Here is a 12381-nt window from a genome sequence, read left to right on the forward strand (position 1 = left end):
CCCGTACCCCGCTCACACGGCGGTGTACGTGACCGGGTCGCAGCCCGGGGCCGCTTCGGCGTGGCGGAGCTTCACCAGGTGGCGCAGGTGTGCCTCCGCCTCCGAGACCGCGATATTCCTCGACCCGTACGGGATCTGCGGGCCGGCCTGATCGCGGTGACGGTGGCGGCGTCACTGATCGGGTTCGCGGCGCTCGGGCTGTTCGTCTCGACGCTCGCCGGCAGCGGGATCGCGGCGATGGCCGCGACGGTCGGGGTGGATCGTTCAGAGCTCCGCAAGCGGCGGAGCGCCCGCTCGGCTCACGCGCCGGGCAGGTCACTGCACGCAGAACTCGTTGCCCTCCGGATCGGCGAGCACCCACCAAGTGCCGCCCGGTTCCTCCACCTTGCGCAGCCGGATAGCGCCCAGGCCCTCCAGTCGCGCCACCTCGGCGTCGCGGCGCCCCGGGCCGGCGTGCACGTCCAGATGGAGCCGGTTCTTGCCCGTCTTCGGCTCCGGTACGCGCTGGAACAGCAGCCGTCGCCCGAGTCCCGTGCCGCTCTCCTCCTCGTGCGGATCGTCCGGGTGACGCGCTGCCGCGAGATCCCGCCAGGCCCGGCGGTCGTGCGACTTGACGGTCATCGCTTCCGGTACGGCTCCGAGCGCCAGCAGCCGTTCGATCAGCGGACTGTTGTCCTCCACGCGATAGCCGAGGGCCTCGGCCCAGAAGTCGGCCTGGGCGTGCGGATCGGTGGCGTCGATGACGAGCTTCCAGTGGAGAGTCATGGAAACTGTTTATAGTGGTTACATGAGTGAGTCGGCAACGGGCGCGCCGGGACTGCTCCTTCACACCTCGCAGGGGCGTCCGTATCGCTTCGATCCCGGTGCCCTGTGCCTGGAGTTGCTGCCCACCGGCGGGCACAGCACATATACGCAGTACGAGACGCTGCACACACCCGCCGATCTGGTGCGGTGGGCGGGGGAGAGCCGGTTGGCGTCCGGACCGGAGCTCGCGGATCTCGCCGTGAGCGATGATGAACTGGCCCGCGCTCATGAACTCCGCGCCGCACTCTGGCGGTTGACCACGGCCCTGGCGCACGGGCAGGCGGCCGACCCGGCGGACATCGAGGTCGTGAACGCCGTGGCCGCCGCATCGCCGCTCGTGCCCCGTATTGCCGCCGGGTCCGGCAGGGAGTGGGCACCCGGGGCCACCGGCAGCGCACTCCTGTCGACCGTCGCCCGCGATGCGGTGCAGCTCTTCACCGGGCCGTACGCCCGACGGATCCGCGAATGCGGCGCCCACAACTGCCTGTTGCTGTTCGTCGACACCTCGCGTCCCGGCAAGCGGCGTTGGTGCGCGATGGAGCGGTGCGGAAACCGTCAGAAGGTACGCGCGCACCGCGCCCGCCAACTTGAAGGGGACGTGTGACGGGCGGACCCGTGCCCCCGTCCCCCCCATCACGTCATGGCACGGGCCGTCCGGTGCTGCTGCCGACCGGCAGCGTGTGAGGGGCCGGGTGGCCGTCGCGCCGGGCTGAGCCCGGCCGCGGGGAGCTGTCGCCGGCCCAGCTCATCGGGGTGTTGCCCCGATGGACGTCGGCCGGGCGATTTCGTGGACCCCCGGAGCCGGGGCTCCGTTGCCGGGATCGCCCGGGAGGCGGGACCCGGGTCCGGCCGGGCCGAGTCCGGAAGGGTGCATTGCCTGTGCGGTGTCGTCGCCACGTGCGGTGGGTGTGGCTGCGCAGATGACGGCGGAGACGGCCACGGTGGCGGTCGCCACGCGCAGGAGCGTGCGTGAGTGTCTCTCGAAGTGCCGGGTACGGGTCATAGATGCTAGAGAAATATAAGCAGACGGTATGACCGCGCTTACTCATCGGGACACGCGCCGCGATCGCCCCAATGCCGTACGGTCCAGGTGCTCCGCGACGGCTCCGTGGTCCATGGCGCGCGCGATCAGCGCCACGTGGTTGTCGGGGCGGACCAGGACGAGGGCGTCCTCGGTGATCCCGTACGCCGAGCGGGCGTGCCCCTCGTCGTCGGTGAGGCCCTCGTGGCCGCCGCCGTCCACCGCGTGCACGCGCACCACATCGCCGTACCCCGCCGCCACCTCCCGCAGCGCCTGCGCCGCGCCCGGACCGAAGCCCAGCAGCGTGAAGTGCGGCCCGGCGAACGTCTCGAACAGGCGGACCGGCGTCCCCGTCGCCGCGTCGCGGCACGGGGCGTCCGGGGCGCGGTCGCCCGCCCGCAGCCGGGCGCGGGGACCGTCGGCCGCGCCGTCCCGGGCGAGCGAGCTCCAGCGGTAGTTCCCGTCCAGCCCCATTGTCTCCGCGGCGTTCGCCGCATCCAGTCCGCCGCCCGGCTTCTTGATCGCTTCCAGGGTCGCCCGCAGCCGGTCGGAGGCGAGGTCGAGGGTCCGGGCGGCGACGGGCAGCCGCTCCTCCTCGTACGTGTCGAGCAGGTCCGTACCCGCCCGTCCGGTCACCACGAGGGCGAGCTTCCAGCCCAGGTTGAACGCATCCTGGATGCCGGTGTTCATGCCCAGCCCGCCCGCGATCGCGTGCACATGCGCGGCGTCGCCGGCGAGGAGGACGCGGCCCACCCGGTAGCGGCCGGCCAGGCGCTCGTTGACCCGGTACGTCGACAGCAGGGTGGCGTTCGACAGGCGGGTGCCCGGGAGGCCGGAATGCTTGGCGAAGAGCCGCCGGAAGCTTTCCTGCGAGGGCGGTACGGGGGCCCCGGCGGCGTCCGTCTCGGGCCCGGCCTGGAACCACCAGCCCGACCGGGTGCCCGGGATCGGACACAGCATCACGGCGCCGTCCTCGTCGAACCACTGGTGCCAGATCCCGCGGTCGAGACCCTCCACCTCGACGTCGCCGCAGACCATCATCTGCTCCTGCGTCGTCCGCCCCTCGAACGGCACCCCGAGCAGCTTGCGCACCGCACTGTGGGCGCCGTCGCAGCCCACCACGTAGGCCGCCCCGGTCTCGCTGCCGTCGGCGAAGGTGACGGTCACCGAGGCGTCCGCCTCCACCAGCCCCGTTACCTCGGCGCCCAGTTCGACACGTACCCCGTACTCCGTGAGCCGGGCCCGCAGGATCTCCTCCAGCCGCCACTGGGCGATGAGCCACGAGCGGTCGTACGGGGCGTCCGGCGTCGGCACCGCCCCCTCGAACGGGTCGGCGTCGGCGATCGGCAGTCCGCCCCGGTACTTGCGCATCGGCGGCGGCGTCGAGCCCGCTGCCAGGACCTCGTCGACCACGCCGAGATCCTCAAGTACCTCGAGGGAGCGGGGGTTGGGGCCCTTCGCCCGCGAACTGCGCGGGAAATCGCGGGACTTGTCGACGATCCGTACCGCGATGTCACGCCGGGCGAGATCGCATGCCAGGGTCAGTCCGGTCGGTCCGGCTCCCACGATCAGTACGTCGGTCATGCCTGCTCCTCGGGTTCGGTTCCACCGCCTCCAGGTAAACGTAACCGAGTTAAAAAAGCAACTAGGTCAAGCTTGGCGCGTGTCCGCTGTCTCGCGGGCGTCGTCGTCGCTGATCACTGCTCTCGGGCTGCGTACGAGGAGGAGTCCGTGCCGGTCGCCGCAGACGTCTCTTCCGGCGCCGTCGATGCCGGCGCCGTCGCCGCGAACCGTGCGGCCTGCGCCCTCGTCCGCCGCGCCGTCCGGAGCGCGTCCCACGTCAGCAGCGTGAGCGCCAGCCACACCAGCGCGAACCCGGTCCACCGCTCAGGGGGCATCGCCTCGTGGAAGTAGAGGACGCCGAGGATGAACTGGAAGACCGGCGCCAGGTACTGGAGCAGGCCCAGCGTCGAGAGGGGGACGCGGATCGCCGCCGCACCGAAGAGGACCAGCGGCGTGGCCGTCACGACACCCGTCGCGGCGAGCAGCGCCGCATGGCCGGCGCCCCCGGAGACGAACGTCGCGTCGCCCTGCGCGCCGAGCCACAGCAGATAGCCGAGCGCGGGGACGAACAGCACCGCTGTCTCGGCGGTGAGCGACTCCAGGCCGCCCATGTTGACCTTCTTCTTCACCAGGCCGTAGGTCGCGAAGGAGAACGCCAGTGTCAACGAGATCCACGGCGGACGTCCGTAACCGATCGCCAGCACGAGCACCGCCGCGACGCCCGTGCCGACCGCCACCCACTGCACGGGGCGCAGTCGTTCGCCGAGGAGCAGAACGCCCATGGCGATGGTGACCAGGGGGTTGATGAAGTAGCCGAGCGACGCCTCGACGACGTGGCCGTTGTTCACGGCCCAGATGTACAGACCCCAGTTGACGGTGATCACGGCCGCGGCGACCGTGATCAGCCCCAGCTTCCTCGGCCGGCGTATCAGCTCGCCGATCCACGCCCAGCGGCGCAGCGCGAGCAGCGCGACGCCGACGACGGCGAGCGACCAGACCATGCGGTGGGCCAGGATCTCGATGGCGCCGGACGGCTTCAGCAGCGGCCAGAAGAGCGGGACGATTCCCCACAGGCCATAGGCGCCGATGCCGGACAGCAAGCCCGCCCGCTGTTCATTTGTCCCCTTCACGGGCCCTCCTGGCATCCCTCGCGTCAACTGCTCCGTCAACTCTCCGCCGACTGCATGACGGTAGCGCCGGGAGGGCCCGGTGTCATAGCCGTATCGCCATACGGTCATGACACCGGGCCCGTCCGGTCCGGAGGAAGGGCTCAGCCGGCGGCGACCGCGGCGGCCACCGTCTCGGCCATCGGCGTCGTCGGGCGGCCGATCAGACGGGCCAGGTCGCCGCTCGTGCCGGCGAGCAGGCCGCGCGCGATCGCCTCGTCGACGTCGACGAGGATCGCGGCGAAGCCCTCGGGCAGACCGGCGCCGACCAGGATCTCCTGGTGCACGGCGGCCGGGACGTTGTTGTACGCGATCTCCTTGCCGGTGGCCTTCGATACCTCGGCCGCGTACTCGGCGAACGACCAGGCGACGTCGCCGCTCAGCTCGTAAGCCCTGCCGAGGTGGCCCTCGTCGGTCAGTACGGCGGCCGCGGCGGCGGCGTAGTCGGCGCGAGTGGCGGAGGCGACCCGGCCGTTGCCCGCGTTGGAGACGACGGCGCCGTGCTCCAGGACCGGGGCGAGGTTCGCCGTGTAGTTCTCCGTGTACCAGCCGTTGCGCAGGAAGGTGTACGGCAGGCCGGAGTCGAGGATCAGCTGCTCGGTGACCTTGTGCTCGGCGGCCAGCTGGAAGTCGGCGTCCGGGCCGCCCAGCACCCCGGTGTACGCGAGCTGCGCGACGCCCGCCGCCTTCGCCGCGTCGATGACCGCCGTGTGCTGCGGCACGCGCCTGCCCACCTCGCTGCCGGAGATGAGCAGGACGCGGTCCCCGGCCTTGAAGACGCCGGTGAGGGTCTCCGGGCGGTCGTAGTCGGCGACCCGGAGCTCGACGCCGCGGACGGCGAGGCCGACGGCCTTCTCCTTGTTGCGGACCACGGCTGCGATCTCGCTCGCGGGCACGGTTTCCAGCAGCCGGTCGACGACGAGACTGCCGAGCTCTCCGGTGGCTCCGGTGACGACGATACTCATGGGGGGTTTCTCCTCTTTGGGTGCTCTGATCCTTGTTCGTACTCTCTGTCGCTCACCCTACGGGAGGCGCTAACCAGGAGAAAGTACCCACTTTGAAGTAAGGTACTGGTGTGAGCGTAAGCAAGGTGCCTGATGTGAACCGGCAGATGTGCCCCTCCCGCCTGGTGCTCGAACACGTCACCAGCCGCTGGGGGGTTCTCGTCCTCGCCGCTCTGCTGGAGCGCTCGTACCGCTTCAGCGAGCTGCGCCGCGAGGTCGGCGGCGTCAGCGAGAAGATGCTGGCCCAGACCCTCCAGACGCTGGAGCGCGACGGCTTCGTGCACCGGGATGCCAAGCCGGTGATCCCGCCGCGGGTGGACTACACGCTGACCGAGCTGGGCAAGGAGGCCGCCGAGCAGGTGTGGGGGCTGGCGCGCTGGACGGAGCGGCGGGTCGACGCCGTACACGCTGCCCGAGAGTCGTACGACGCCCGGAAACAGGCTCAGTCCGGCTGAGGCGCCCGCCCCTCCTCCAGCTCCCGCAGCGCCCGCGAGACATCGAACGGCAGGATCGTCACCGCCACGTGCGGCAGCTGGACCAGCGCCTTCGCCATCGCCTCGCCGGTGCCCCGGTGCAGCAACTTCCCGAGCGCGTTCGAGTACAGCCGCCGCGGCACCAGTACCGTCAGCGACGTCTGTCCGTCCGCCGTGGTGCGGGTCGCGAGCTCCCGCATCGCCTGGCGCAGCCGCCGGTCGGGGCAGGCCACCAGCTCCAGCGACACAGAGGTCGCGGCCGTCGCCTCCCAGCGGGCGGCCAGCCGCCTGCCGTGCGCCTCGTCGACCGCGAAGTGCACCGCCCGGATCTCGTCCGGGCGCAGCTCATGGGCGTACCGCAGTGCCTTCAGTGTCGCCAGGTCCAGTGTCTCGACGAGGACGAACACCAGATGGCGCCGGACCCGCGGCCGGTCGGCGCCCGGCGCCTGGAGGCTCTGCAGTGCGGCGGCCTCACGCCGGTACTCGCGGTTGATCCGCATCAATGCCCAGACGCCGAGCGGAAAGACGATCACGACCAGCCAGGCGCCCTCGGTGAACTTGGTGATCGCGAAGATCAGCACCACGGCCGCCGAGATGACCGCAGCCAGCCCATTGACCGCGATCTTCAGCCGGCGGTACCGCTCGCGGCGGCGCAGATGGTACGCGGTGAGCCCGGACCCCGCCATGGTGAACGCGGTGAACACGCCGATCGCGTACAGCGCCACCAGCCTGTCCACGCTGGCGCCCGTGACCAGCAGCAGCGCCAGCGAGACGACGGTGAGCGCGATGATCCCGTTGGAGAACGCCAGCCGGTGCCCGCGCCGGGTCAGCACCCGCGGCAGGAAACGGTCCTTGGCGACAAAACTGGCCAGGAACGGGAAGCCGGTGAAAGGCGTGTTGGCGCCCGTGTAGAGGACCAGCGCGGTCGCCAGCTGGACGAAGACCAGCCCGGCCGTCCCCGCCGGGCCGGCACCGAAGGCGAGATGAGCCTCCTGCGCGATGACGGTCGGCGTGCCGTCGGTGTACGGGACGGCGTGCGTGAAGTGCGCCAGCGTGGAGACGCCGAGGACGAGGACGCCGAGTACACAGCTCATCACGATGAGGGTGCGGCGGGCGTTGCGACCCTGCGGTTCACGGAACGCGGAGATGCCGTTGGAGATCGCTTCGAGTCCGGTGAGCGACGAGCCGCCGTTGGCGAAGGAGCGCAGCACGATGAAGAGCGAGGCGCCGTACGCCCAGCCGCTGCCCGGCGTGCCCAGCGGAACCACCCCGGCGGCATGCAGATCGGCGTGCGGCAGCCCGACCGTCAGCCCGCGCACCGCGGCGACGAGCAGCACCAGACCGACCGCGGCCATGAACAGATAGGCGGGCAGCGCGAAGGTCCGGCCCGCCTCGCGGATGCCGCGCAGATTCCCGTACGCGAGCAGCGCGATCACCGCGACGGAGACCGGCAGCTGGAGATGGTCCAGGCCGGTCCAGCCGCCCCCGGCCAGATGGGCGAGGGAGATGAGGGCGTTCGTGCCGGCCGACACCTGGACGGCGACGGTCACGATGTAGTCGACGAGCAGCGCCACGGCGGCGATCTGCGCGACATTCGGCCCGAAGTTCTCCCGGGCGACGACATACGAGCCGCCCGCCCGCGTGTAGATCATGACGACATCGCTGTAGCAGAGCGTCAGAAGCAGCAGGACCAGCAGGATCGCGAAGGTCACCGGCATGAGGAGGGTGAAGGCGGCCGCCCCGACGACGGGCACGAGGACCCGGAGCATCTCCTCGGAGCCGTACGCGGACGAACTGATGCAGTCCGAGGCGAGCACCCCGAGCGCCGTCCGGTTGCTCAGTTTCTCTTCACTGATGCGCTCGGTGGTGAGGGGTTTGCCGAGCAGGTGTCGTTTGATGCGGTACGCGGGACGGTCCAGGGCCATGGGCACATGAGAACGGGTGCCGGGCCGGGAGCGGTGAAGACTCCCCGGCCGGGCACCCGTACGGTGCGCCGCACGGCGTCCCAGGGGGCGTCCGGCGGATCATCCGAGGCCGCGACGAGTGGAACCGTCCGACCCTGATCCGCCGGACCCTCTCAGCCGACGACCGTCCAGTTGTCGTTGCCCGCGAGCAGCGCGGCCAGATCGCCCTTGCCGTTCTGCTCGACCGCGGTGTCCAGCTGCTCGGCCATCTGTGTGTCGTACACCGGTCGCTCGACGCTGCGCAGCACCCCGATCGGGGTCTGGTGCAGCGTGTGGGGGTCGGCGAGCCGGGACAGTGCGAACGCCGTCGTGGGGCTGGCGGCGTGTGCGTCGTGGACCAGGACCTGCGACTCGTTCTCCGCGGTGACCTCGACGACCTTGAGGTCGCCGGTGGCCGGGTCGCGCACGACGCCCTTGGACTGCCCGGTGCCGAAGCGGATCGGCTGCCCGTGCTCCAGCCGGATCACCGCGTTCTCGGCCTGGTCCTTGTCCTTGAGGACCTCGAAGGCGCCGTCGTTGAAGATGTTGCAGTTCTGGTAGATCTCCACCAGCGCCGTGCCGGGGTGGGCGGCCGCCTCGCGCAGCACGCCGGTGAGGTGCTTGCGGTCGGAGTCCACGGTGCGGGCGACGAACGACGCCTCCGCGCCGAGGGCCAGCGACACCGGGTTGAACGGGGCGTCGAGCGAGCCCATCGGCGTCGACTTGGTGATCTTGCCGACCTCGGACGTGGGGGAGTACTGCCCCTTGGTGAGCCCGTAGATCCGGTTGTTGAACAGCAGGATCTTCAGGTTCACATTGCGCCGCAGCGCGTGGATGAGGTGGTTGCCGCCGATGGACAGTGCGTCGCCGTCGCCCGTGACGACCCAGACGGACAGGTCGCGCCGCGAGGACGCCAGCCCGGTCGCGATGGCCGGGGCCCGGCCGTGGATCGAGTGCATCCCGTACGTGTTCATGTAGTACGGGAACCGGGACGAGCAGCCGATGCCGGAGACGAAGACGATGTTCTCCTTCGCCAGACCGAGCTCGGGCATGAACCCCTGCACGGCGGCGAGGACCGCATAGTCACCGCAACCGGGGCACCAGCGCACTTCCTGATCGGACTTGAAGTCCTTCATGGACTGCTTGGCCTCGGCCTTGGGTACCAGCTGCAGTGCCGGGAGCCCGGTGGGGAGTGCCTGGTCGGTGTTAGGCATCGATGGCCTCCTTGAGAGCTGTGGCGAGCTGCTCGGCCTTGAACGGCATTCCGTTGACCTGGTTGTAACTCTGGGCGTCCACCAGGTACTTCGCCCGGATCAGGGTGGCGAGCTGGCCGAGGTTCATCTCCGGGACGACCACCTTGTCGTAACGCTCCAGCACCTCACCCAGATTCCGTGGGAAGGGGTTGAGGTGGCGCAGATGGACCTGCGCGATCGACTGCCCCTCCGCCCGCAGCCGGCGGACGGCGGCGGTGATGGGGCCGTACGTGGAGCCCCAGCCGAGCACCAGGGTCCGGGCGTCGGAGGGGTCGTCGACCTCCACGTCGGGGACCTCGATGCCGTCGACCTTCGCCTGGCGGGTGCGGACCATGAAGTCGTGGTTCGCGGGGTCGTACGAGATGTTGCCGGTGCCGTCCTGCTTCTCGATGCCGCCGATGCGGTGTTCGAGACCGGGAGTGCCGGGGACGGCCCACGGGCGGGCCAGGGTCTGCTTGTCGCGCTTGTACGGCCAGAAGACCTCGGTGCCGTCGGCCAGCTCATGGTTGGGCCCGGAGGCGAACTGCACGCGCAGGTCGGGGAGTTCGTCGACCTCCGGGATCCGCCACGGCTCGGAGCCGTTGGCGAGGTAGCCGTCCGAGAGCAGGAACACCGGCGTGCGGTAGGTCAGTGCGATCCGGGCGGCGTCGAGCGCGGCGTCGAAGCAGTCCGCCGGCGTCTTCGGCGCCACGATCGGCACCGGGGCCTCGCCGTTGCGCCCGAACATCGCCTGCAGCAGGTCCGCCTGCTCGGTCTTGGTCGGCAGACCGGTCGACGGGCCGCCGCGCTGGATGTCGATGATGAGCAGCGGCAGCTCGAGCGAGACGGCCAGGCCGATGGTTTCCGACTTCAGCGCCACACCCGGACCGGACGTCGTCGTCACCCCGAGCGAACCGCCGAACGCCGCGCCGAGCGCCGCGCCGATGCCCGCGATCTCGTCCTCCGCCTGGAAGGTGCGGACGCCGAAGTTCTTGTGCTTGCTGAGCTCGTGCAGGATGTCGGAGGCCGGGGTGATCGGGTACGAGCCCAGGTAGAGCGGCAGGTCCGCCTGCCGGCTCGCGGCGATCAGCCCGTACGACAGGGCCAGGTTCCCGGTGATGTTCCGGTACGTACCGGTGGGGAACGTCTGCGTCGCGGGCGCCACCTCGTAGCTGACCGCGAAGTCCTCGGTGGTCTCACCGAAATTCCAGCCCGCCCGGAACGCTGCCACGTTCGCCTCGGCGATCTGCGGTTTCTTGGCGAACTTCGCCCGCAGGAACGCCTCGGTGCCGTCGGTCGGCCGGTGGTACATCCAGGAGAGCAGTCCGAGCGCGAACATGTTCTTCGAGCGCTCGGCCTCCTTGCGGGAGAGCCCGAACTCCTTCAGTGCCTCGATCGTCAGCGTGGTCAGGGGCACCGGATGGACGTTGTACGCCTGCAGTGAGCCGTCCTCCAGCGGACTGGTCTCGTAGCCCACCTTCGCCATCGGGCGCTTGGTGAACTCGTCGGTGTTGACGATGATTTCGGCGCCGCGCGGCACATCGCCGATGTTCGCCCTCAGCGCCGCGGGGTTCATCGCCACCAGCACGTTCGGGGCGTCGCCCGGCGTGAGGATGTCATGGTCGGCGAAGTGCAACTGGAACGACGAGACGCCCGGCAGCGTGCCTGCGGGGGCGCGGATCTCGGCCGGGAAGTTCGGCAGCGTCGACAGGTCGTTCCCGAACGACGCCGTTTCCGAGGTGAACCGGTCACCCGTGAGCTGCATGCCGTCTCCGGAGTCACCCGCAAAACGGATGATCACCCTGTCCAGGCGGCGGATCTCCTTCTCGCCGACGCCCGCTTTCCCGGCATGGGGGGTGCGTTGCCCCCGGAGAACGGTCTCGCCGGCCTGATCGGCGTCGTTGGCCTCGTCGGCCTGTCCGGCTGGGCTACTGACCTGGCTGGTCACTGAACTGGACCTCCCTCGGGGCGGCGGCTCGGGACCGTCCGGCCCGCGGGCGGTCCCAAGGCCCACCCTACGTCGGTAAGGGTCGCCTTCCCCGGAACGGTCACATGGTGGACGCCACTATGAGACGCACTTTTGTACCACTTTGCCATGTTTCGTGAACCCCCGGGCTGTCGGTCGACGCGGTTCGCTGTTTCTCGGCACTCATCCTTTGGTCCCAGGCCCTCGATCGGCCACAGGTGACCTGACAGGGTGTCAGATTCTCAGGATTTGAGATAGGTCAGAACAGCCAGCACGCGACGGTGATCCCCGTCACTGGGCGAGAGCCCGAGCTTCAGAAAAATATTGCTGACGTGCTTCTCCACCGCGCCGTCGCTCACCACCAGCTGCCTGGCGACCGCGGAATTCGTCCGCCCCTCCGCCATCAGGCCGAGCACCTCGCGCTCGCGCGGCGTCAGCCCGGCCAGAACGTCCTGCTTACGGCTCCGGCCCAGCAGCTGCGCCACCACCTCAGGGTCCAGCGCCGTACCCCCCTGTGCCACTCGGACCACGGCGTCGACGAACTCACGGACCTCGGCGACCCGGTCCTTCAGCAGATACCCCACCCCCCGGCTGCTGCCGGCCAGCAGCTCGGTCGCGTACTGCTCCTCGACGTACTGCGAAAGGACCAGGACCCCGATGCCGGGATACTCCTTGCGCAGCCGCACCGCTGCCCGTACGCCCTCATCGGTGTGGGTCGGAGGCATCCGCACATCGGCGACGACCACATCCGGCAGCTCGTCCTGCGCGGCGAGATCGCTCACCGTCTTGATCAGTGCCTCGGCGTCCCCCACCCCGGCGACGACGTCATGCCCGAGATCGGTCAGCAGCCGGGTGAGCCCCTCCCGAAGCAGTACCGAGTCCTCGGCGATGACCACCCGCACCCTGTCCTCCACCACGACGCTGTTTCCCCCACTGCACTGGTCCGACGGCCCGCGGCCGACGGAGATCCGTCCCCTGACCCGTCCAGCATCCCAGCATCGGCCCGCCGATGGGGAACCGTGCCGAACGGCTGAGGGCCCGGGTGGGGCAGGGGACGCCCATGAGAGGGGTGAGCGGGGGCGGCAGCGGGCCGGTCCGCCTTGGAGGCCGCGCGCATAGGTGGGGCGGCGTCGCGTGCCGATGGGCGGCGCCTGGCGGCGTTGTCGTCGGTCGACGACTCCCCCATGGCCCGAAAGGCATGGGAGGGGC

10 protein-coding genes and 2 pseudogenes are annotated in these 12381 nt (G+C 70.3%); 3 read left to right on the forward strand and 9 right to left on the reverse strand.

Going from position 1 to position 12381, the window contains the following annotated elements:
- Positions 1-12 precede the first annotated feature (12 nt).
- Positions 13-138: pseudogene (locus AB0N06_RS26005) on the reverse strand (MBL fold metallo-hydrolase); the annotation flags it as partial.
- Between AB0N06_RS26005 and AB0N06_RS26010 the strand changes: the two are divergent.
- Positions 136-258 (forward strand): annotated as a pseudogene (locus AB0N06_RS26010) (ABC transporter permease); the annotation flags it as partial. The pseudogenes AB0N06_RS26005 and AB0N06_RS26010 overlap by 3 nt on opposite strands.
- Positions 259-315: 57 nt before the next feature.
- On the opposite strand, the gene AB0N06_RS26015 reads toward AB0N06_RS26010, so the two are convergent.
- The gene (locus AB0N06_RS26015; protein ID WP_366137081.1) at positions 316-765 is read right to left on the reverse strand and encodes a VOC family protein; all 450 of its coding nucleotides are present in this window, start codon (positions 763-765) and stop codon (positions 316-318) included.
- 22 nt (positions 766-787) lie between these two features.
- Here AB0N06_RS26015 and AB0N06_RS26020 point away from each other — a divergent pair, with 22 nt between their 5' ends.
- On the forward strand, positions 788-1408 hold the full coding sequence (locus AB0N06_RS26020; protein WP_366137082.1) for an ABATE domain-containing protein: 621 nt from the start codon (positions 788-790) through the stop codon (positions 1406-1408).
- A 441-nt stretch (positions 1409-1849) separates the two neighbouring features.
- On the opposite strand, the gene AB0N06_RS26025 is transcribed toward AB0N06_RS26020, so the two are convergent.
- The 3 genes from AB0N06_RS26025 to AB0N06_RS26035 all read right to left on the reverse strand — a co-directional run bounded on the left by AB0N06_RS26025 (position 1850) and on the right by AB0N06_RS26035 (position 5519).
- Positions 1850-3409, reverse strand: coding sequence for an FAD-dependent monooxygenase (locus AB0N06_RS26025; RefSeq protein WP_366137083.1), 1560 nt, complete (start codon positions 3407-3409; stop codon positions 1850-1852).
- A 113-nt stretch (positions 3410-3522) separates the two neighbouring features.
- Entirely contained in the window at positions 3523-4518 is a 996-nt protein-coding gene (gene rarD, locus AB0N06_RS26030; protein WP_366137084.1) for an EamA family transporter RarD, read from the reverse strand.
- A 140-nt stretch (positions 4519-4658) separates the two neighbouring features.
- A complete protein-coding gene (locus AB0N06_RS26035; protein ID WP_366137085.1) occupies positions 4659-5519 on the reverse strand; it encodes an SDR family oxidoreductase in 861 nt (286 codons plus the stop codon).
- Positions 5520-5665: 146 nt separating this feature from the next.
- Between AB0N06_RS26035 and AB0N06_RS26040 the strand changes: the two genes are divergently transcribed.
- Positions 5666-6013 (forward strand): helix-turn-helix domain-containing protein, encoded by a 348-nt coding sequence (locus tag AB0N06_RS26040; protein ID WP_358856920.1) that lies wholly within the window; start codon positions 5666-5668, stop codon positions 6011-6013.
- On the opposite strand, the gene AB0N06_RS26045 is transcribed toward AB0N06_RS26040, so the two are convergent.
- The 4 genes from AB0N06_RS26045 to AB0N06_RS26060 form a co-directional block, all read right to left on the reverse strand.
- A complete protein-coding gene (locus AB0N06_RS26045) occupies positions 6001-7956 on the reverse strand; it encodes an APC family permease (RefSeq protein ID WP_366137086.1) in 1956 nt (651 codons plus the stop codon). The two genes, AB0N06_RS26040 and AB0N06_RS26045, sit on opposite strands and share 13 nt — an antisense overlap.
- A 152-nt stretch (positions 7957-8108) precedes the next feature.
- Positions 8109-9188, reverse strand: a complete 1080-nt coding sequence (locus AB0N06_RS26050) for a 2-oxoacid:ferredoxin oxidoreductase subunit beta (protein WP_366137087.1) — start codon at positions 9186-9188, stop codon at positions 8109-8111.
- Entirely contained in the window at positions 9181-11154 is a 1974-nt protein-coding gene (locus AB0N06_RS26055) for a 2-oxoacid:acceptor oxidoreductase subunit alpha (protein WP_366137088.1), read from the reverse strand. The genes AB0N06_RS26050 and AB0N06_RS26055 overlap by 8 nt, the downstream gene beginning before the upstream one ends.
- A gap of 260 nt (positions 11155-11414) precedes the next feature.
- Positions 11415-12074 carry a response regulator transcription factor gene (locus tag AB0N06_RS26060; RefSeq protein WP_037693221.1) on the reverse strand — a complete coding sequence of 220 codons (660 nt, stop codon included), beginning with the start codon at positions 12072-12074 and terminating at the stop codon, positions 11415-11417.
- Positions 12075-12381: the final 307 nt, after the last annotated feature.

It is taken from the genome of Streptomyces sp. NPDC051020, from assembly GCF_040683105.1.
In the GTDB taxonomy this organism is placed as follows: Bacteria; Actinomycetota; Actinomycetes; order Streptomycetales; family Streptomycetaceae; genus Streptomyces.